This window comes from Pseudomonas sp. GD03842 (assembly GCF_029841165.1).
Lineage (GTDB): Bacteria > Pseudomonadota > Gammaproteobacteria > Pseudomonadales > Pseudomonadaceae > Aquipseudomonas.
This window is the reverse complement of the sequence record NZ_JAOCEA010000017.1, coordinates 64,987-85,217: the sequence shown is the minus strand read 5'-3', so window position 1 is coordinate 85,217 and position 20,231 is coordinate 64,987. Positions and strand designations below refer to the sequence as shown.

16 protein-coding genes are annotated in these 20,231 nt (G+C 54.0%); 2 read left to right on the top strand and 14 right to left on the bottom strand.

Annotated elements, in window-relative coordinates; genetic code table 11:
• Positions 1-21 precede the first annotated feature (21 nt).
• From N5D61_RS21800 to N5D61_RS21740, 13 genes are all read right to left on the bottom strand, one after another.
• On the bottom strand, positions 22-1,602 hold the full coding sequence (locus tag N5D61_RS21800; protein WP_108240527.1) for a hypothetical protein: 1,581 nt from the start codon (positions 1,600-1,602) through the stop codon (positions 22-24).
• Positions 1,603-1,802: 200 nt separating this feature from the next.
• A complete protein-coding gene (locus tag N5D61_RS21795) occupies positions 1,803-2,264 on the bottom strand; it encodes a hypothetical protein (RefSeq protein WP_108240526.1) in 462 nt (153 codons plus the stop codon).
• Positions 2,265-2,341: 77 nt separating this feature from the next.
• The gene (locus N5D61_RS21790) at positions 2,342-2,731 is read right to left on the bottom strand and encodes a GtrA family protein (protein ID WP_108240525.1); all 390 of its coding nucleotides are present in this window, start codon (positions 2,729-2,731) and stop codon (positions 2,342-2,344) included.
• Between the two features lie 3 nt (positions 2,732-2,734).
• Positions 2,735-3,688 (bottom strand): WxcM-like domain-containing protein, encoded by a 954-nt coding sequence (locus N5D61_RS21785; RefSeq protein WP_108240524.1) that lies wholly within the window; start codon positions 3,686-3,688, stop codon positions 2,735-2,737.
• Positions 3,675-4,625, bottom strand: coding sequence for a glycosyltransferase family 2 protein (locus tag N5D61_RS21780; RefSeq protein WP_279894202.1), 951 nt, complete (start codon positions 4,623-4,625; stop codon positions 3,675-3,677). Before N5D61_RS21780 ends, N5D61_RS21785 begins: the two co-directional genes overlap by 14 nt.
• On the bottom strand, positions 4,622-5,722 hold the full coding sequence (locus N5D61_RS21775; protein ID WP_108240522.1) for a DegT/DnrJ/EryC1/StrS family aminotransferase: 1,101 nt from the start codon (positions 5,720-5,722) through the stop codon (positions 4,622-4,624). Before N5D61_RS21775 ends, N5D61_RS21780 begins: the two co-directional genes overlap by 4 nt.
• Positions 5,723-5,737: 15 nt before the next feature.
• Positions 5,738-6,361, bottom strand: coding sequence for a hypothetical protein (locus tag N5D61_RS21770; RefSeq protein WP_279894201.1), 624 nt, complete (start codon positions 6,359-6,361; stop codon positions 5,738-5,740).
• Complete coding sequence (locus tag N5D61_RS21765; protein ID WP_279894200.1) at positions 6,358-7,623, bottom strand: DUF2142 domain-containing protein; 1,266 nt, start codon at positions 7,621-7,623, stop codon at positions 6,358-6,360. The genes N5D61_RS21770 and N5D61_RS21765 overlap by 4 nt, the downstream gene beginning before the upstream one ends.
• A 35-nt stretch (positions 7,624-7,658) precedes the next feature.
• A complete protein-coding gene (locus tag N5D61_RS21760) occupies positions 7,659-12,266 on the bottom strand; it encodes a glycosyltransferase (RefSeq protein WP_108240521.1) in 4,608 nt (1,535 codons plus the stop codon).
• A 6-nt stretch (positions 12,267-12,272) separates the two neighbouring features.
• Complete coding sequence (locus N5D61_RS21755; RefSeq protein ID WP_108240520.1) at positions 12,273-13,622, bottom strand: ABC transporter ATP-binding protein; 1,350 nt, start codon at positions 13,620-13,622, stop codon at positions 12,273-12,275.
• Complete coding sequence (locus N5D61_RS21750) at positions 13,612-14,439, bottom strand: ABC transporter permease (RefSeq protein ID WP_108240519.1); 828 nt, start codon at positions 14,437-14,439, stop codon at positions 13,612-13,614. Before N5D61_RS21750 ends, N5D61_RS21755 begins: the two co-directional genes overlap by 11 nt.
• A complete protein-coding gene (rfbC, locus tag N5D61_RS21745; RefSeq protein ID WP_108240518.1) occupies positions 14,439-14,984 on the bottom strand; it encodes a dTDP-4-dehydrorhamnose 3,5-epimerase in 546 nt (181 codons plus the stop codon). The genes N5D61_RS21750 and rfbC overlap by 1 nt, the downstream gene beginning before the upstream one ends.
• 572 nt (positions 14,985-15,556) lie before the next feature.
• Positions 15,557-16,537, bottom strand: a complete 981-nt coding sequence (locus N5D61_RS21740; protein WP_279894199.1) for a glycosyltransferase family 2 protein — start codon at positions 16,535-16,537, stop codon at positions 15,557-15,559.
• Between the two features lie 469 nt (positions 16,538-17,006).
• On the opposite strand from N5D61_RS21740, the gene lapG reads away from it, so the two are divergent.
• Positions 17,007-17,702, top strand: a complete 696-nt coding sequence (gene lapG, locus N5D61_RS21735) for a cysteine protease LapG (RefSeq protein ID WP_347881583.1) — start codon at positions 17,007-17,009, stop codon at positions 17,700-17,702.
• Positions 17,703-17,710: 8 nt separating this feature from the next.
• Entirely contained in the window at positions 17,711-19,657 is a 1,947-nt protein-coding gene (gene lapD, locus N5D61_RS21730) for a cyclic di-GMP receptor LapD (RefSeq protein ID WP_279894198.1), read from the top strand.
• A gap of 191 nt (positions 19,658-19,848) precedes the next feature.
• Here the strand turns inward: lapD and N5D61_RS21725 are convergent, their stop codons facing one another.
• The gene (locus N5D61_RS21725) at positions 19,849-20,187 is read right to left on the bottom strand and encodes a tryptophan synthase subunit beta (protein WP_108239928.1); all 339 of its coding nucleotides are present in this window, start codon (positions 20,185-20,187) and stop codon (positions 19,849-19,851) included.
• Positions 20,188-20,231 lie beyond the last annotated feature (44 nt).

Below are 20,231 nucleotides of genomic sequence, written 5' to 3'. Positions count from 1 at the left end.
GCCCCAGGGATACAAAACCACTCACTGTCCCGGCAAAGGATTAGCCGCTTTTGCCTTGTAGATCAAATAAGCGGCGTTCGGGGAGTCCTGAATCCGCTCGAAATTCGCACGGATATATTCATCGATTAGACGATGAGAGTTGGAGTACCGAAGCTCTTCTCGCCCATCCATTGCCATATCAAAAACAAGCGCAAAGCCAGGATTGGCTTTCTTGATTTCTTCGATTTCGTTGCGTTGAAATTCTTCGCTGCGCGGAGACAACGCATAAATCTCCCACAGCGGCGCTTTTCGATTCAGAAGCGGATATGCGCCAGGCCAGAAGGGAAGAACAAGCACAGGTCGTCCATCCGGCGAGTAGCGGTGCGTCAAATCTCTCAACAATTCCACCGCTTCCGATGTGCTGGGATCGACCAGTAGCGCCGTTCCGGAAACGTTGATCGTTTTCCAGCCAGCCTGGGTTCTCGCCAGTATTCCAGGCTGCCAACCTGCCAGTATGAATACACTGACCATGGCTGTTAAGGCGGCTAAAGAAACCCGTATCCATATCTTTTCCGATGCAGCAAGCGCGATCAGTACACCTACGAGTAGCGGGTAAATTGCCTGTGCGAGGTGGCCGAGATCAGCGCGGGCAAATGCGTAGTGTGAATAAGGAAGAGCGGCGCAGGCTACTGCTACCCACTCGGGTGGCACCGCCTTCCGTTGTGACCCCGCTCTGAAAATCCAGACCAGTGATCCGACTCCAAATCCGATCAATGCCATGAAGCACAGCCCGATGAGCAACCATCTCGTTTCTACTTCAACTCCGGCAGTGCCAAACCCTACGGTCCATGGCCACGGAACAGGCAACGGCAGATTGGTATTCCCCTGATCCAGCATGAACACGATCGTGTCGAGAAAAGACTTCAAATATCCAGGAATTATTGCGCACATCAGGATTACTGGTAGAAAACCAACAAACACACCGGTGCCCCAAAGCAGTATGGCTTTGCGGAAATTATCGGGTTTTCGCGCGATTGAGAGCCATCCAAGTGCGAATGCACTCGCCAACGCGCCGTACACACCGTGATTGCGGCCGAATACCGCTGCCAAACCAACAATGACTCCGAGCAGAAAATATCGAATGCTAGTTGGGCTGAGTACGAGGTGGGCAATGGCCGCAATGATAATCATCGAAATCGAGATGTCGAATATTTTGTGGCGCGGGTACATCCATGTCATTAGCGTAATGGCGGCGAGACTCAAATAAATGAGCGTGCTCGTGAAGCTACGTCCGCGTAGCGCTAATGAGATTGTCCACAGACCCGCATACATCCCCAGCACCTGAAAGAGGGCAACGGATACCCTCAATGCAGATATCCCTGTATCTCCTGAAAGCCAGAAGTACGAGGCAGCCCAGTAATAGCGACCGGGATCGTATGCCATAAAGTCTCTGATCGGAACGGCGCCTGCGGCTATCTCCTTCGCGCCGTACCACAAATACCCCTCATCCCATAAATTGAAGCCTGTATGGCCTTGCCACAGGAAATTGACAACTACGGAAAATAACGAGATCGCCAAAAGCATCAAGCTAGGTTTCGAGCGGTCGACTACAGCAAAATTCATGGCGATGTTCCAAGTAAAGAAGTGCTGTGAAATTCGCAACTACCTCACGACGGTCCCAGGTCGGCTGTTCGTTATACATGGGATGTGGATCTGAACTATTACTTGAGGCAGAGCTGCCTGTCGTTGAATGCTCATAGCTCCGTCTGATCGGTGAGGTGCTGCGGAGCTATGCCGCAACACATGCTCCCGCGTGACCTTGGTCATTGCACTACAAGAAATTTTTTCGGCTGGCACACAAGCAATGTCTTGCCGTTCGGTATCTCTACAATAATCCCGTACCCTCCAGGTTCGAGAGTGGATAGATCCGCCTGGATGTAGAATCCCGATTTGAGTATGTCCTGATTATTGTAGGCTTTCACTAAATCCGGCCGATCTATGACAGCGCTGTTTTCAAAGGTGTGTGGTATCCCGGATGCGCCAGTCAAGCGCAGACGTATCGCTTTGGGGGCTGTCTTGGTCGAGGCGTCAATTGCCCAGCCTACAAACGCCACCTGTTCTCTTTTCACGTAAATGCTCGTGTCCGGTTTGCCACCCACCGCATCGAGCGAACACAGGTCAGTTGAATAATGCGTGATATTGGGATTCTCGACCTTCCCGTCGCAACCAGCCAGGGTGGCGAGGCCCAACACCAGACCACTGAATGCAAGAAATTTTTTGCGCATGATTTTCCTGACAAAATATTTTGGTATGAGACCGGATGGACCGAGTGTAGGACCTGCGGAATTGCGGCGGAAGGTCACTACCGTTTCGCAAAAGCGAATTTGGAAAGCAAAAATGTCACTGGCAAGGTCAGGACGATAGCGGCCAAGGGTGCGAGTCTACTGTCAAATCCAAATTTCTCTACCCAGATCCACAAAATCACCAGGCTAAGCAGGTATTGAACGAGGTAAATAAAAGGCATCAGCACCGCGGACCTGAGCCCCTGATGACTTTTGAAAACAAAAAAACGGTTGAGGACATAGGCCAGCACGATGCCGGTGACGTAAGAGATCGTGTAGCTGATCTGGTATGACAGGACGCTCAGTAAAGCCAGGTACATGCCGTATGTTAGGGCGGTGTTAAAACCGCCCGACATCAGAAAACGGGCAAAATCCAGCTTTAAAAGTTTAGAAATGGCCTGATTGTTCATCGGTTACTGACGGTTGCCATTGATCAATGACTTGAACTCATCATAGTTACGAACATAGTCATCCGCATCGTAGTAATGAGAAGCGAACACCATGAGTACGGCATCCTGCGAGTAGCGGTACTGGATGCCCCACGTCATGGGCGGAAGGTGGATGCCTTTATTGGGCTTGTCCAGCACAAACTCTTCGCGGTTAACACCATCATCGGCTACTACATGGACCGAACCTTTCACGGCCACCAAGAACTGGTGACATTCGCGATGAGCATGCTCGCCCCGGGTTTCGGCGGTCGGTACGTCGTAGACAAGGAAATAACGTTCAGTCTTGAACGGAATGGAGCGATCAAACTCACCTGCCGATAGACTGCCGCGAATATCCGCGACCTCTTTCATCGTGTGCAGTGTGACGCCCTTGACCGTAGTCCCGATCACACCCGTTTGATCAGACTTTTTCTCTGCTTCTACGGTGGCTGAAGCCGGCTTCGCGTCCACGTAGCCAATAATCTTCGCGGGATTGCCGACGACGATCGCGTTTGGCGGGATGGAGCGAGTCACCACCGCGCCCGCGCCGATCATGGCGTTAGTGCCGATGGTCAGCCCTGGAAGGATGGTGCAGTTGGCGCCCAGTGAGGCTCCTTTTCGAATGATCGTGCGTGCGAAGGTCTGGGGATAAACCTTACTGCGAGGAAAGATGTCGTTGGTGAAGGTAGCGTTCGGGCCGATGAAAACGTCGTCTTCGATTGTGATTCCATCCCAAACCTGCACGCCGCATTTCAGGGTCACGCGGTCACCAATGATGACATCGTTCTCAATGAACACGTTATCGCAGACGTTACATTCCCGACCCAGCGTCGCCCCCGGCAAAACATGGGCAAATGCCCATACTCGAGTGTCTTGCCCGATTTTTTCCGACTCACACAGTGCGTGGCTGTGTACGAAAAAATTTCTATCGCCGCTCATTGCTTTCTCCAAAATCTTCAACCCGCATTGGAATCGCCAATGGCCGGTTCTTTGTATTCTCGTAAGTGCGCCACGCGTAAGAGCCCACGATGCCCAGCCCCAGCAGATTGAGGCAGCCTAGGAAGGTGATCGCGAGCATGATCATCGCGTAACCGGGCACCTCAATCATGCCGTGCAGCTTGGCAATCAACGTAAAGACGCCGAACAGTGCGGCCAAGGCTGATCCGAACGCACCGACGCGGGTGAGCAGTCTGATAGGCAAATCAGTGAATGAGAAGACACTGTCCATCAGATAATTGACTTTCTTGCGCAACGTCCACGCTGATTTCCCATGAACCCGCTCCTGACGGGTGTAGGTGACGACCTCTCGGCGGTAACCCAGCCAGAAAATCTGAGCAATCAGCGAACTGTGGCGTTCGTCGAGCGTGAGCAGCGTATCTCTGAAGGCTCTGTTACACGCGAACATATCGACGCCGCCTGGGGGAATCTCCGGTATCACATAACGGCGATAGAGCCCCCAGAATATTTTCGAAGCCGTCCGGCTAGCCCACGGGTCCTGGCGGCCCTCACGAACGCCGACAACGACATCGATATTTCCTTTGAGCAGAACGCGGTTCATCTCCAACACGAGTTCCGGGGGCTCTTGCAGGTCGGCAGCCATCACTGCGAATCGATCACCGCTGCCGTTCTGCAATCCGGTGCGGATGGCCATGAACGAGCCGAAGTTGCGCGACAGCAAGACAAGCTTTGATCGGAATGACTGCGACGGCAGGGTATCCCGTAGGATCTCATAGCAACGGTCAGGACTGCCGTCCACGACAAACACGACTTCAAGATCTTTGTTCAACTGCGTATCGAGCTTCGAAACCGCTACCAGCAGATCAGGTAGATTGCTCTCATTGCGGTAAACGGGGATAACCAGCGTCAGCAAAATCATTGCTCCTTGGAGAAATAGGCTGTGACTGCCTCAATGACTCTGTCCACTTCTTCATCGGTCAAGCCGGGGAAGCAGGGCAGGGAGATGACGGTATCACAAGCTTGCTCGGTTACTGTCAACGATTGGGACGGTGCTGATGGATAAGCAGGCTGATGATGATCCGCAATGGGATAGTGGATATCTGTACTGATCAGCTTTGCTTTGAGCGCTGCAGCGAGGTCGGCTCGATTCTTGATACGCACCACATAGAGGTGAGCCACGTAATCTTCGGCGACCGAGGCGGGCAGTTGCATCTCCAGAGAGGCGAACGCGGCGTTGTAGCGTTGTGCAATCGAGCGCCGTTGTTCGTTCCAACTGTCCAGCAGTGGCAGTTTCACGCGGAGAATCGCGGCCTGCATTTCGTCTAAACGGCTGTTGCGACCGCCGGGAATTGCAACTTGATACTTTTGCGACCAGCCGTACTGACGCAGTTGGCGAATACGCGTATTCAAGTGGTCGTCGTTGGTAACGATCGCCCCACCATCACCCAGCGCACCGAGGTTTTTGGTTGGGTAGAAGCTAAAGCAGGCGATATCACCAAAACTGCCTGCTTGCTTGCCGTTGCGGCGAGCCCCGTGCGATTGCGCGCAGTCTTCCAGCACAGGCACACCCGCCCCCGCTGCAATCCGCACGATCTCTTCGATGTTGGCCAGTTGCCCGTAGAGATGAGTCACGATAATAGCGGCGGGTTTAGTTTCGACCACGGCCGCCAGTGCCTTAGGGCACATAGTGAGCGTGTTTGCATCTACGTCGACATACACGGGTTCAGCACCGATGGCGTGGATCGCCGTGCTGCTGTAAAAGCCTGCGTTGGCGACTGCCACCACGCGATGACCTGGCTCGACACCCAGACCGCGGAGTGCCAGTTCCAACGCTTCGGAGCCGTTCGCAACACTGATGCAGTGATTGACGCCTACGTAGGTGGCGAATTCCTCTTCGAAGAGCTTGACCTCGTTGCCGAGGATGTACCAGTGGCTGTCCAGCACGTTTTTAAGCGGGCTGAGAAAGTCGATGCCCGCATTTGCCTTGGTCGCAGAGAAGAGAACGATGTTTTCCATGTGAATTCCACAATATCAATGATGAGGGACGTTGGCTTTGTCGCATGCGCTTGGCATCGGAAAAAGCCTCAGCGACGAGGTCAGAGCAAAGAGCGTGATGTTACAGCCTGACATATCGCCAGTGTTGGTGATCTGACCGTCGTAACCTGTACGCAGTGCCTCTTTGTTGTTCAGGGCTTTCGCGACGTCGGGCCGGCTTTCGCTGACCTTCAGGGCTCCCACGATCTTGCTGTTTTCGACTGCGACCACGAATTCGGGGCTATCGACTCCGTTTGCTAAAAAGACCCATCCTCTCAGCTTGATCCCGGAGGGTGTTTTTACAACTTCGTCAATGTTGCCCATGACCGGCGTGTCGGATATCGGCATTTGCAAAGAAGGCTGAGAGTCCGCTGAGAATACCGTTCTGTTTTTGAGATCGTTCTGGTTCAGGCTCAAATTGCCCGAAGTGCCAGCAGTGCTGATCTGAGGAAGTGCCTCATCGGCCATTTTCGCAATGGCAGAAGTGTGAGCGTTTTTAGGAAATGTTACGTTAGCCTTCCATGACGAGAAGTTTGCAATGAGTATAAACAGGCACAGCAACGCCAGGACGGTAGCGATTCTTCTCTCAGCTTTCCACGATGCATTCTCTACGCTGCTCATACACTGCTCCGGTCAACCATGCGCTTTGTACTCAGGGCCAGCAAAAGCGCCAAAAACGGGATCGTGACGAAGAGGTACCTTCCCTGGGGCTGTGGGAGTGAGTTTTGAGAGGCTATCAAGCTCAACAGCGTGATGGCAGGAAAGAGGCCAATGATCATTACGAGAGGAAGGATGTAGCTGATGGTAATATCCTTCCAAGTCTCCGACGCTCTCAACGGTTTTATCTGAAGAATGGAGAAACCGATTGTGCACACGAATGCCATGCTCGCGAATACGTAAAAGTATTCGGAAATGAAGATATTCATCCAGCCGGTTACTGAGAAATAGCTGGTGAGCGTGAGTTCGAGCCACGGTATTAAGTTTTTGGTATTTACAAACTGATCACCGCAAAATAAATAACACGTACCATAGCCTGCTGCGGGATTGAGTTTATGCATCTCGACGAAATCAAGTTGTCCCGACACCCCCGAAATTTCACCGTACTTTAGATACACAACTAGTAGCATGGGGACGGCAACTATAACGGCTGCAATGCAGAGGGTTTTCCAATGTGTCAAGAGCTGATGATTCATAAATTTTCTATTGACCACCAGCATTACTGCAACAAAAACCAACGCAGGTAGAAAGTACAGTTTCGCCAGCAGCATCAGCCCAACAGCCAGACCAAGGTACATCGCTCTTTTTCTAGTGGGCGAATTCGTATAGCTGATCATTGTGCCGATCAGCAAGCCAATGCTGGCAAGGCCGTATCCATCGCTGTTCAGGTAAGAGAAAACGAAGGTAACTTGGGGAATCAGTGCGATGCTAAGCGCAATGAGCGCTGAAATCTGCATCGAATTTCCAATAGAACGTGCAATGCGAAACAGCGAGCAGATGAATACCCCCCCTAATATCCAGTTAAAACTGCGAGCGGCCAGATATAGGAGGTCAGCAGGCATCAACCAGCTACCAACTTTCGTGGTGATTAGGGCGCCGATGACGTGAGGGAAGGGAAGCCCGTGATACCAGAATTCTCCCTGTTGCCAAGTGCGACCAGAAATCAATCCAGTGAACGCCTGCTTGGGCTCCATGGTTGAAGGCATTGCATCAAATTTATTCAAAAACTCCAGAAGGAAGAAGTGCGTCGACTCATCGGGCGCACTGTTGAACGCGATCCCGCATGACCACACGGCAATGATAAAAATATAAAGAGCTGCCAGCAGGAGCTGACAGCGTTTATTGGTCAGGCCCATGAGCCTATTGTCATGTTGATTTTCAAGCACTGTCAGATTCCTGTCTCCGTTGGCGCCTACCACCTTTATATTTTGACCCTTGGTGGCCATGCCAGGCCGAAATCTTCATGGTCCAACGTCAGGTTAGGATTGTATGTATAGTCTTCCTGGATCTTGGGCCAGCGCGCTTGAATGTGCAGGACCTCTTTGGAGAAACGCTCTTTTTTCTCTGGCGTGTCTTCCATCCCCCGTGTCGCTGACTCGTGGTGATACAGCTCTGCGAATGGCGTCCAGACGTTGATATAACCAGCCTCTTGAACTCGCAGGCAGAAGTCCACGTCGTTGAATGCGATCTTCAAATTTTCCTCATCCAGCCCGTTTACCTGCTCGAAGATGGATTTCTTGATGATCAGACAAGCGGCGGTGACTGCAGAGAATTCCTGAATCAGTGCAGCGCGGCAGAAATATCCGTAGTCGCCTTTCGGCAAGTACTTATGCGAATGTCCAGCCACTCCGCCTACACCAACAACGACGCCACCGTGTTGTAGACGGTCATCCGGGTACCACAGTCGAGCACCAACTGCGCCGACATTCGGCTGCAGCGCGATGGCAACCATTTCGTCCAGCCATTCGGGAGTGATCACTTCGATGTCGTTGTTGATCAACCCGATCAGTTCGCCTCGCGCCAACTGGACTGCTTTGTTGTTGAGCGCAGAATAGTTGAACGGGCCGTCGTCTCGCATGACGCGGATGTTGTCTTGCTGGTCCAACTGCGCGAAATATTCCAGCGCAACGGGGTCATCTGAGCCGTTGTCGATGAGGATGATCTCGTAATTCTTGTAGGTGCTCAGTTGCTCGATACTGTCGATGCATTGCTTCACCAATGCATAGGCGTTCCGTGTCGGAATGATCAGGGACACTAACGGTGCCACGGCAGGACGGGCGTAACGCACCCGGTACATTCCCATGGGCAGAAGTTCGGTAGTCCCGATATTTCCTTTACGTTGAAGGTGCTCGTCCAGCGCTTTCACGCCTGCTAATGCAGCGTAAGGCTTTTCGTCACCGCCCATTGCCGTGCTACCGGAGTGTATCCGCCAATGGTAAAGGACCCGCGGGATGTGAACGATCTGAGTGCGCTCAAGCTTCTCTGCACAGCGCAAAGCGAGGTCGTAATCCTGCGCGCCTTCGAAGCCAGGACGGAAACCACCGACCTGTTTGACCAAGTCGAGCCGGTACACGCCCAGATGGCACACCATATTTTGAGAGCGGAAGAGAAATTCGTTCCAGTCCGATTTGAAATAAGGCGCGCTGCGTTTACCCGACGTGTCGATTTTGTCTTCATCGGAATAGATGAGGCCGACGTCGGGATTTTCATGAATCGCCCGAACGACCCAGTAGAGAGCATTTTCCGGGAGCAGATCGTCGTTATCCATCAACGCGATAAATCGCCCCGAGGCCAGATCCAGCGCAGAATTGCTCGCCTTGGCGATATGGCCATTTTCTTCACGGAAAATCACTTTGAAACGGCGATCCTGCTTTGCCAGGGATTTGAGATAGGCAATGACTTCAGGATCTGTCGACGCATCATCTGCAATGCAGAGCTCCCATTCTTTATAGAGCTGAGATTTGATGCTATCGATAGCCTCACGCAGAAGCGATAAAGGCGGGTTATAAACCGGCATGATGATTGAGATCAGTGGCTTGGACTTCCACTTTCTTATCTCTTCTGTGATCTTCCATCGACCGTTGTCGTCGAGGGTGTCGTAGTATTTCACCCATGTCGCGTAATCGTGGCGGTCTAAAACCTCGCGGGTCTCTTGGCCCACGAATGCAAAATTAGCCCCAGCAACCCAACGCACGCGAGCTATCAACCCAGCTGTACCTTGCATGCGCCATACGGCAATTGCTTTACGGATGGTGTTTTTCAAGCCACCGCCGCGACGCACGACGGATGGAAGCAGACGCCAAGCTTTTTTCAACCGACGCGCAATTCTGAGCACTTTGCGGGCAGGAGCGGTCGCTTTCCAGCTTGAGGATGACTGCATCGCCATAATATGAAGGTTGAGGTTATGGATGTGTGTGTCCTTCTCGACCTGCTGGATGCGCAAATGTTCTTCAAGATTACGTATGTGAACGTCTTTCTCAGACAGCGACTCCTGCCATCTGGAGAGCGTCGCTTGTAGCGCTTCATCCTTCAGAGTGATCTGGCTGCTGAGTTCTTCAATGATTTGAAGACGCTCTTCTTCAGAGTTGGCATCATCCAGAGCTTTGGAACCGATCAGCTCCTGCACTTGAGCTTCTTTCGCATCGAGTTCAAGCTTTTTCTGTTCCTCCAAGATCTGGAGCTGGGTCTCATGCTCTCGAATCTTGAGCTGCAGCTCATCGGTCAGATCGCGAACGAGACGTTCCTTCTCAAGCAACGTCCTATTCAGATCGCTGACGGTGCCGCTCCCATTCACCGAAGCTTTGACCAGCTCCAGGGCGTCTGCGATTTCTTTGTTTGAATTGACGATCAGGTCGAGTTTGTTTTGCAGTTCTGCGTGTGGACCGACAAGTCCAGATTGATTAAGCACGTTGATCTCTTGAGCCAGTTGCTCTTCCGTGAATAAAGTCAAGCTTACTTCTAGCTCAAGCAGGTCCGTGCTCTGCAACGCCTCGCCGTTTACGGGAATCGTTACGCTTGGGTCATCACTCAGCGCCAGATAAAGCGTTTCATCACCCCGCTGGGAAATTTGGACAGCATAGGCAGCGACAAGCGGCTGCGTGATGTCACCCTGCCATTCCCAGACTGGGGAGGCGGAAGAGTATACCGTGATAGCCTCAATCGAAAAGCTCTGACGGTGATTGATTGGGTCGAAGCGAAGCTTGGTAGACGCTCCGAGCCCGGAAGGAAGGCTGAATCTTACCTGCTGTTTTCCGTTCTTAACGGTTTGGTGCAGTGCGTTCTGTTCTGAATACCCCCCATCTTCATCGCTGATGTACAGCGTTGCGAATTTGGGCGTGGGCCTTTGGGCACCCAATTTGTGTATAGGCGCCTCGGGTGCCCAGTTAAGGAAGTTGTCGGCTTTTTTTCCAGTCACTTTCTCTTGGAATGCCGCTTCAGTCGCGATGTACCGGTCGCAATCCTCCGCAGCAATTTCCAAACCTGCACTTGCCAGCAGGCCGGTGACAAACTCCTGTCGACTGAACGATGCAGTGCTTGGGTAGAAAGGGTTCGCGGCTGCCATCAAGAGCAAAAGGGCACGCATCATGAGGTGACCGAGTTCGACGCCCTCCACCATCTCCCATTCAACGTCTATCAGTTGGGGCGATCCATCTGCAGTCAATACGATATTTTGTGGAACCGCGTCGATATATTTGCCTGGAAGAAGCGTTTTTACTGAGTCAAGCTCCTGCTCCACGCCCTCATTCACGAGCAGCGTCTTCAGATGGGCCAGATATTTCGTCACAAACGGAGTGAAGCTTTCGATACTCCAGTTTCTCTGAGCGGCAATATCCAGGAATTCAAGGCTTAGGACTTTGCCGGTCACATAAGTGTCGATCCGAGGCAGGACGTACTTGAATGAGTCCGCCCCCACTGCGTCCGTCAGTTCTTCCGTCGCGGTGCCGAGCTTCCTGTATTCGACACGGATCCCTTCCTGCGTTTTGACAAACAGTGATTCCTTGCAGTACCGAGTCTTCCGACCAGTGCTGTAATGGTAGGCAAGAATATCCCGTGCCGACGGCTCCGTCTCAGAGCAGGCTGCAACGATCAGAAATGAGTTGGCAAGGTCCATACCCAGTCGATTGTTAACGACCACGGGCCATGCTTTTTCCAGATTGAAAGTGGTCGCTTCTGGCAGCTGTGGGTCTTTCTTGACGTTTTGCCAGGCGAGCGCGGCTGCATCGAACTCAGCGCATTCAAAGCCGGCTTCCGTGATGATCGAGTTGGGAAGCTTATAGTCGGGACTCGGAGCCATGAATTCGGACGCGGCGAAGCCAGCCGACGCAATCAGTTCTTCAAGCTCTTTTTTGCCAAATGTTTTCGGCTGGCCGTGCTCGTAGCGACCCTCAATGCCATACATCGAAACGCCGATATGATCCTCGGGGGCTCCGGCGAAATATTTCAGCCCCAGTTGGTTTTCAATGGCGATGAAAAGGTGTCCGCCCGGCTTGAGCAATTGACGGATGCGCACCAGCATGGCAAGCGCAGGATCCTTGGCATTGCTAAACATGCTGGCGTATTCAAGGACACCGATCAAAGTGACTGCGTCGAATTGTTCCTCGATCTTGAAGTCGTCGAATCGCTCTGCGAGGACGGTGACATTTGATAGCCCACGCGTTCTGCTCGCAGCGATAGCAGCTCTTCGCGGACTTCCCTCCAGACAGAGAAGCTCTGCCCCGGCTTCACCCAAGTACCGGCTGATCGCTCCGCAGCCTGCACCGATCTCCAATACCCGGCCTTTCAGCAAATGTTCGAAGGGTCGCAGGATGTTCGCCCGGGTGGCACTGAGGTGATAAAGCTTTGCCCAATCGGAGCAGTGCTGCGGTAGCTCATCGGACAAAACTGAAACGTCGTCAGCTTCTCGAATGATCTTGGCCAGCTCAGTTTCTGCGCTGTCACCGTCGCTGTAAGCGATTCCTTGGAAGTCAGAGCGCACCCACACTCCAGTGTCGCTGTCTCGGGTATAACCATATTGTTCTAGAGTCTGCATCGTCGCTTACCGAGTGATTTCCATGGTGAGATCTAAGTCGATCAGGCCTAAAAGTTTCGGCGTTGGTTCGACGACAAAGTGAATGGAGTCATATCGGCGGTCGTGCGGAATAATTTCTTCGCCCTCTCGAGATGCAAGTCCGATAGAAATGAAATAGTCGCCTGTCGCAAGTCTGTTCTTGAAATGTAGCCGTGCCGTCGTTTTCGCACCGCTTTGGCCCATTTCTCTAGCTTCTACGCAGTCCAAAAGGTATGAATTGGTGCCATACACCGTGACACCTTCCTTCGTTTTTATCGTGAAACCCAATATCGGGTTAATGATGTGGCGATTGAAGGTGAACGCCAGGGTAAGGGTGATATTGTCCCCAGGTTCAACGCTACTCGGGTAGGCCCGTCCCGCTGCACTCAGATGAAAGTCCGTAAGAGTGGCTGCGCCATCCCCCCAACGGTACTCATGGTGATTGTAGCCAGGGCGTGTGGCATAGGCGTCCCGATCAAACAGCAGCGCGATTTCTTCATCGGAGCTTTCTTGAATACGTGAGTCGGTGAGTTCGCTGGGTTGTTCGCCAAGAGCTGCCTCTTCCTGCTTTTCCCGGCCAAAGAGGATGTCGGTGTATCGATTAACGACGGGGCGTGACTCGCCGATCATTTCGACGTGGCTTTTTTCCAACAAAATCGCACGGTTGCAATGTGTGACTACTTGTTCGCTTGAATGCGTAACGAGCAGGATGCTGGTGCCGTTTTCCTTCAGTTGCCTCAGACGCTCGAAGCACTTTGCCTGAAATCGCGCATCACCCACGGAAAGGGCTTCGTCTACGACCAGGATGTCGGGGTCTACCTGAGCCTGTACCGCGAATGCAAGCCGTACCGCCATTCCGCTGGAGTAAGTCTTGACTGGGTGGTCAAGGAACTCGCCGATGTCGGCAAACGCTGCGATTGCATCGAAGCGTGCGTTGATCTCTTCCCGAGTCAATCCGAGGACGGCGCCATTCAGGTAGACATTTTCACGACCGCTGAACTCTGGGTTGAAGCCGGAGCCCAGCTCCAGAAGCGCCGCGATACGGCCCCGGGTTTCGATTTGGCCTAACGTTGGGGTCAGTGTCCCACAGATGATCTGTAGCAACGTAGACTTGCCCGAGCCATTACGCCCTACGATTCCTACCGTTTCCCCTTGTTCGACATCGAAGCTGATATCGCGCAATGCCCAAAACTCTTTCCCATACGTTGTGACCTGGTCGCCTGCCCAGCGTTGAAATCTGGGAACGATGGCTTGTTTAAGGCGGTCATGGGGCTTGTCGTAGCTGTAAAAGCATTTGGAGACATTCCGAACGCTGATTACCGATTGATCAGATGACATCAGCGAATCCCTTGCGTGTCTTTTGGAAGAACCAGAACCCGATGGCGGCGATAAGTGCGCCTGCAGTAATGGCGATCGCTAGGCTGCCCCAGTCCGGCAAGTTGCCAAAAAGCAACACGCTGCGGCTTTCTTCGATAATGTAGGTCAATGGATTGAGCTTGAGCCATGGTTGGTAGGCATCTGGCAAGGCTGCGACCGGGTAAAGCACGGGCGACAAGAACAGCAGAACGGTTGTCAGAACGGTGATCACATGGCCGACGTCTCTGAGATATACACCCAGAGAAGCGAGCAACCAGCTAACGCCCAATGTCGCGAGGATCAAGGGGATCAGGATCAAAGGAAACAACAGGGCGCTCCAGTGAAGCGTACCCACTACCAGCAATTGCGCGACCACCAGTACCAGTAGGCTGATGCAACTGTGAAACAGTGCAGAACCAAGTGTTATCACCGGAAGAATTTCCAGCGGAAAAACGACCTTCTTGACGTAATTGCTATTGCTCATGACCAGCGATGGTGCCCGGTTTGCGCATTCGGCGAACAGCCCATGCACAATCATGCCGACAAACAGCAGAATGGCAAAACCGCCCTTTCCCGTGTCGACACCTACCCAGCGTGATTTGAAGATTTCCGAAAAGACAAAGGTGTAAACGGCCAGCATCAAGATCGGGTTGAAGAACGACCATGCGAGGCCCATGACTGACCCGCGATAACGGCCAATGACCTCACGCTTGGTCATCTGCGATATCAAAGACCGATTCTTCCAAAGACTGATGGCGAGGCTAACGGGGCCAGCGGAAGGGCTGAGGTGAGGATTCACTACTGGAATACCTCGGCGTCTTGCAGGTTGACTGCAACTGCGTCTTTGGCAGACAAGGTGGGTTGGCCAATTTCCGGCCATTCGATCGCGACAGTCGGGTCATTCCAAGCGAGGCTGCGCTCGTGTTCTGGAGCCCAATAGTCAGTCGTTTTGTACAGAAACTCTGCGCTTTCCGACAAGACTACAAATCCATGCGCAAAACCTTCAGGAATCCACAGTTGGGATCGATTGGTTGAGCTAAGAAGTGCACCTACCCATTGACCGAATGTCGAAGAGCTTCTACGCAAATCGACCGCAACGTCGAAAACTTCACCTTGGGTGACGCGTACGAGCTTGCCTTGAGCTTGTTTGATTTGATAGTGGAGGCCGCGCAGGACGCCCCTGACCGAACGAGAATGATTATCCTGAACGAATGTTACAGCCCTGCCGACCGCCTCTTCGAATACCTTTTGGTTAAAGCTTTCGTAGAAAAAGCCTCGTTCGTCGCCGAAAACCTTCGGCTCGAAGAGGACAACATCTGGAATGGCAAGGGGGGTGGCTTTCATCGTTGCAGCGTCTCCAATTTGCACCCAGGGCCGAGGTTTCGGCTCAACTGGTAAAAAATGATGTTAAAACCAGCGCTGGACTTGGTCTGCGCATGCACGGCGGGCTTGGTCTCCGGAATTTTCCGGTCGGCTAGGCACTGGTCCGCACATTCTTTTACACGCTGGCGAAGATAAATTTCGGAAGGCGCGGAGTGTATCTGTACGCACCTCGAGGTCCAATCCCCGCGACGATCAGATAGAGATCTCTGTTGACAGGGCTGAATGCGCGCCTCTGCTGGGGCGTTCGATGGTTATCACGGCATGCCGCTGCAGCGTTTTTTACCTTACCAATTTTATTCATGGCCCTCAGACCGCGACTTCGGGCGCTTGTTCGACATGCAACGAGGCGGTATTGCCCTAGGCTCCAGATGCAGATGCCTTCTGCGATTGTAGAGTGCCATCGCCTTGCACCGGCCTGCGTCCTGCAAAAACTGCATCACCCGAAAAATTTTGGGCGACGGTAAGGTTTTCCCATGCGGCCCGCAAGCGTAATGTCGGTTTCTGAACTGAATTCGGAAATTTCCGACATTTGCTCACACCTTACCTAAACACGCTGCCACATAAAGGCTTACGCTTCCCGAGCGGGTTTGCCGGTAAACGCCCGACTTTTTTATCTCCCACAGTCGCGCTGGAAGGCCTAAAGCGCGTCCCCGCTTGAAGTGAGCGATAATCGTGCGGTTCTCCTCTGTCAACGGGGCGTCGATACTCTCCAAAATGTGAAGGTTGGCATCTGTCCAGGCTTTACGCTGCCCGGAGAACATGTCTACCAAACGCTTGAGCTTGTCACCCCACTTCGAATTTGAACCGATGAGATTATTTCCATGCTGGCGGTAATCAAGGGTGGGAAGGGCGTCATAATGTATCTGGCCACCACATCCGCTGATCAATAAATAGGCAAGCCAATCGTGAGCAACGACGTAGGCGTCCACCGGAACTCGCGCAAGGATTTGGCGGGCGGCCGAATTTATGAGCATCGTATTGGCGCCCGCTATGCTTTGAACCAGTGCGTTTTGAAATGAAGGTGGTTTTTCGAAGTCAGGCGAGTGTCCTATGACCTGACCTTCCTCATCGATGAGCCTAGTTCGGGTGCAGTACATGCTGGGGATGTCGACCTCGACTCTCGCCAATGCCGCCATGCCCCTACCAAGCTTGTCGCCGAACCAGATGTCATCCTGATCGCTAAAGGCAAAATAGTCCGCAGTCAGATCGGGGCGTCGAATCAGGGACAGAAAATTCTGCGCAAATCCTTTTTTGGGCCCATCGAAGATGATGAGCTTATGAGGCCCCCATCGGTCCGCATACTCCGTCAGGATCGCTTTGGTAGTGTCGCTGGAGCCGTCATCTGACACGTAAAGGGTCCAATTGGAGAACCCCTGTGCTTCGAATGAGTCAAGCTGCTCCTTCAGAAAAGAAGCACCATTGTATGTACACATCAGAATAGCGACGCTTTCCCGCCCGTCGTCACTTCTGAAATAAGGAGGTCCTGAGCGTCGGTCGTTAACCTGAGTTGCCACCAGCAATTGACCTCTAGATTCGGAAATTCTTAAAAGATGCCTCGATACAGGCCGGCATTTTACCTATCGACTGGCACCGCGTCAGCATTGGCGCCGAACGCGTCATCGGACAATGGGTAGTCTTGATATAAGAAGCCGGTGGTACACTTCGATGGCCGTCAGCGAGGAGGCAGGTATGAGGGCTCAGAAATTTTTGCGCAGTCCTGTTGTAATAATCGGTGTCCCGGTGCTGATCGTCGGTTTGGCGTTTGATCTGCCTGCGCTTGTAGGGTTATTCATGTCGCTGCTGACCTGTGCACTGCTCGAGCCTTGAGCAAGAAACGCTTTGATGGTTGCCGATGGGCACCAAATGTCTATCTGCGCCTAGCGCCTGATTTCCCGCCCCCATGATCTCACCCCGCCATTGCCTTTCCCCCGCCAACCCCTCACCATCACTTACCCCTTATCCATACTTCTAATGGACTAGAAATTGGCAGCACCCTCCGCCCACAAGCGCCCTGGATTCTGGCTGTTGCTTGCGCTTGCACTCACGTGCACGGCGTGTGCGAGCTATTTGAGTGCGGATTGGGATTTTTCGCTGATCAGCCGTCGGGCCGAGGCGTTGTATGGGCCGTTAGGGGCGGGGAAGCAGCGGATCGATGCCTGGCAGAACCTGCTCTCGACCGAGAAGCAGATCAGTGAGATGGACAAGCTGAAGGTGGTGAATACCTTCTTCAACAAGCAGATGCGCTATGAGGAAGATATCGACCTGTGGCATGAGGTCGATTACTGGGCCACGCCCATCGAGTCGTTGTGGAAGGGGGCGGGGGACTGTGAGGATTATGCCATCGCCAAGTATTTCAGCCTGCGTCGTCTGGGTGTGCCGAGCGAGAAGCTGCTGATCACGTACGTCAAGGCGTTGCGCCTGAACCGCGCGCACATGGTGCTGACGTACTACGCCACGCCCAATGCGATGCCGCTGGTGCTCGACAGCCTCATCAATGAAATCAAGCCCGCCAGCGAACGCACGGACCTGTTGCCGGTGTATGCCTTCAACGCCGAAGGCCTGTGGCTGCCGGGTGCGCAGGGCAACAAAAAAGTGGGTGATACCAAGCGTCTGTCTCGCTGGCAGGACGTGTTGAAGAAAATGACCGCCGAAGGCTTTCCCGCCGAGCCTGAGAGTTAGGAGCACCGATGTCCCTTTTCAAGCAACTGTTGATCGCGATCTGTCTGTTTCTGGTGGTGGCGTTTGCCGGCAGTTTCGCCGTCAGCCTGGAGAGTTCGCGGGCGCAGTATGTCAATCAACTGCGGTCCCACGCGCAGGATGCGGCGACTTCGCTGGCGTTGTCGTTGACGGCCAACATCGATGATCCGGCGATGGTCGAGTTGATGGTGTCGTCGATTTTCGACAGCGGCTATTACGCCAGCATTCGGGTGGTGGACCTGGCGACCAATGCCGTGCTGGTCGAGCGCAGTGCCACGCCGGACAATCAAGGCGTGCCGCCGTGGTTCACCCGGTTGATCGGCCTGGATCCGGCGGGGGGCGAGGCGATTGTCAGCCGGGGTTGGCAGCAGACGGCGCGGGTCGAAGTGGTCAGCCATCCGATGTTTGCGCTGGCCAAGCTCTGGCAAAGCGCGCTGGGCAGTCTGGGCTGGCTGGTGCTGTGTGGCGTGTTGAGCGGTGTGCTCGGGGCATTGTTGCTGCGCCGTCAGCTCAAGCCGCTGGATTACATGGTGGCTCAGTCTCAGGCGATTGGCCGTCGCGAGTTTCTGACGTTGCCCGAATTGCCGCGCACGCCTGAATTGCGCCGCGTGGTCCAGGCGATGAACCAGATGGTGGAAAAGCTCAAAGCGCTGTTTCAGGAGAGCACCGAGCGGACCGAGAAACTGCGTATCGAGTCCTATCAGGACAGCCTGACGGGGCTTTCCAATCGGCGTTATTTCGACATGCAGCTCGAGGCGCACGTCAGCAACCAGGAAGAGGAACGGGCCGGTTACCTCTTGCTGCTACGCATCAAGGACTTGGCGGGTCTGAACCAGCGGATGGGTGGCAAGCGCACCGATGCGCTGCTGGTGGCGGTGGCGCACGTGCTGCTCAAACAGTGCGAACAACACCCCAATACCCGCAACCTCATCAGCCGTTCCCGCGGTGGCGAATTCGCGGTGCTGGCGCCGGGGTTGTCCAGCAAAGAAGCCTTGGCGCTGGTTCATGACCTGGAGCAGGCGTTGCAGGCACTGGGCGGAACGGGGGCCTCGGATGTTTCGCCTGTTGCGCATATGGGCCTGGCGCCCTACACCCCGGGCGAGGCGCCTTTGACGTTGTTGGCCTTGGCGGACCAGGCTTTGGCACTGGCTGAAACCCAGGGCCAGCAGACCTGGGCCTGCGTTGAAAACGGCGTGGTGACCAACGTCGGCGACGATGAGCAGACTTGGCGTCTGGTGCTGGACAGGGCACTCAGCCAGGGCGGCTTTGAGTTGTTCTTCCAGCCGGTGGTCGAAACGAAGGACACGGCGCGGGTCCTGCACTACAAAGCGTTGTCACGGCTGATCACCGAGCAGGGTGAGGCGGTCGCAGCAGGACGCTTTCTACCGTGGATCGAGCGCTTTGGCTGGGCCAGTCGGCTTGACGTGATGATGCTGCAACAGGTGCTCGACCACATGGAAACCCATGATCGCCCCTTGGCGCTTAACCTGTCGGCGGCGACGGTGAGCGATCCTCTGGCGCTGGAACGGGTCTTCGATGCGTTGCGCCAGCATCCCAAGTTGCGTGGTCGCCTGACGTTCGAGATCGGCGAAGAGCAATTGCCAGAGCAAGCGGTGCTGGAGAAACTCGCCCGTCGCTTGCGGGAGGCCGGCTTCTCGCTGGCATTGCAGCGTTTCGGCGGCCGTTTCAGCATGATCGGCAACCTGGCGCACCTGGGGCTGGCGTACTTGAAGATCGACGGCAGTTACATCCGTGCGATCGATGAGGAGGGGCATAAGCGGTTGTTCATCGAAGCGGTGCAGCGTGCGGCGCACAGCATCGACCTTCCGGTGATAGCAGAGCGGGTGGAGACCGAAGGTGAGCGTCAGGTCATCGCCGAAATGGGGATCGAAGGGATACAGGGTCGGCTGGTGGGCGATCCGGCGCCTTGGAAGTGAGGTCATAATGCGGGTGATGCTCCAGGAGCTTGGCTGGCAAGTCCGGTGTGTCTGACGTGATCCCGTCCGGCTGCCTCAGCGCAGCAGATCGCGGGAAGACTCGCCCCTAGAAGCGGAACCCGGAAAAAACAAAACCCGTAGCAATCCGGGTGGACCGCTACGGGTTTCGTGGGATGTCGGTTACGTCTGGACTAGATCAACCGTGTTTCATCGTCATTGATCAAATCGCTCAAGCCTCCCAGTGTTTCACGGGCCTGGGTACGATCGAGCAATTTCGCCTGTGCCGCTGGCGGCAGGTCGGTGATATTAAGAACGCCCTTGCTGGTCAGCACCTGAATCAAGTCGTCGAGTACACGGATCATCTCCATGTCGCTTAACTTGAGCTGGTTCAGGCTTTTTTCCACCACCTCATTGGCATACCAGGCCTGGATCTCGTGATCGTCGGCCGGTAGTTGTCCGGTCGCCTCGGCAAACGCTGCCGCTTCCACACGAACGAGCACCCCCTCTGCATCGCGCTGAACGTAAAACATGGCTCATTCCTCAATGAGTGCAACGGCTGGCAGCCGCAGGAAAC